We start from the raw sequence: 1,145 nt of genomic DNA on the forward strand, positions 1-1,145 counted from the left end.
CCTGCTGCATGCCCTTCATGCCTTCGTCGGCCATCTCCTTGGTCATGTCGCGATCGTAGAACTGCGCGATGCCGCCCGTCGTGCTCGACAGGATATGGAAGCCGATCTTCGAGATCGGATCGTCCGGCTCCGGCGACTGGCTGTTGGCCGGCAGCGAGCCGAGCCCCTTGGCCAGTTGCGCGCTGATCGCGGGCGTTTGCGTGTAGGCGAGGAACGCGTGCGCGTCGGCCTTGTTCTTCGCCTTCGACGGAATGTGCAACGATTCGACCGGGCCATCCTCGGCGGTCGGCACCTTCGGGTCGATCACCGGGAAGCGGAAGAAGCCCATGTCCTGGCGCACCGCCGGCGTGAAGCCGCCGGTGATGAAGGTGCCCATCAGCATCATCGCGGCCTTGTCCTGGAACAGGAACGGCTGCGCGGCGTCGAGATCGTAGGACAGTGCGTTGTCGATGAAGTAGCCCGCGTCGATCAGTTGCCGCCACGCCGCGTAGACCTTCTTCACGCGTGCGTCGGTGTAGGGGATGGTGCCCGCCATCAGTTGCTGGTGGAACGCGTTGCCGTTCAGGCGCAGGTCGAGATAGTCGAACCAGCCGGCCAGCGTCCACGCATCGCGCCCGGCCACGGCGATCGGCGTGATGCCGGCCGCCTTGAGCTTCTTGCAATCGTCGAGGAATTCCGCCCAGGTGGCCGGTTCGTTCGCAATCCCGACCTTCTTGAACAGGTTCTTGCGATAGAACATGCCCCACGCGTAATACACGGTGGGCGCCGCGTACGGCTTGCCGTTGTACGACGAGGCCTCCTTGGTGGACGCGTACATGCCGTCCCAATGATTGGCCTGCCAGTCGGCCGACAGATCCTCGAACAGGCCGCGCTTGGCGTAGTAGGCCATGCGCTCGCCGTCGTGCCAGGTGACGATGTCGGGCGGCGCGGTCATCAGCCAGTTCGGCAACTGCGCCTTGTAGGCTTCCTCGTCGACGAACGCGGTCTTCACCTCGGTGCCGGGATGCGCCTTGCGGAACTGCTCGATCACCTGCGTCCACACGGTGCGCTGGCTCGCGCCCTTGAACGCGATATTGATCGTCAGCGTGCCGGCCGCGGCGCTCGCCGTCCAGGCGCCGGCCAGGGCCGCCACGGCGAGCGCCGCG

Annotated in this window: 1 protein-coding gene; it reads right to left on the minus strand. The window is 65.8% G+C overall.

Annotated features, from left to right (window positions below):
* A partial coding sequence (locus ACYP33_RS30175) for an ABC transporter substrate-binding protein (protein ID WP_459624959.1) occupies positions 1-1,145 on the minus strand: 1,145 nt, incomplete at both ends.

The sequence above is a fragment of the Burkholderia sp. 3C genome (genome assembly GCF_054589155.1).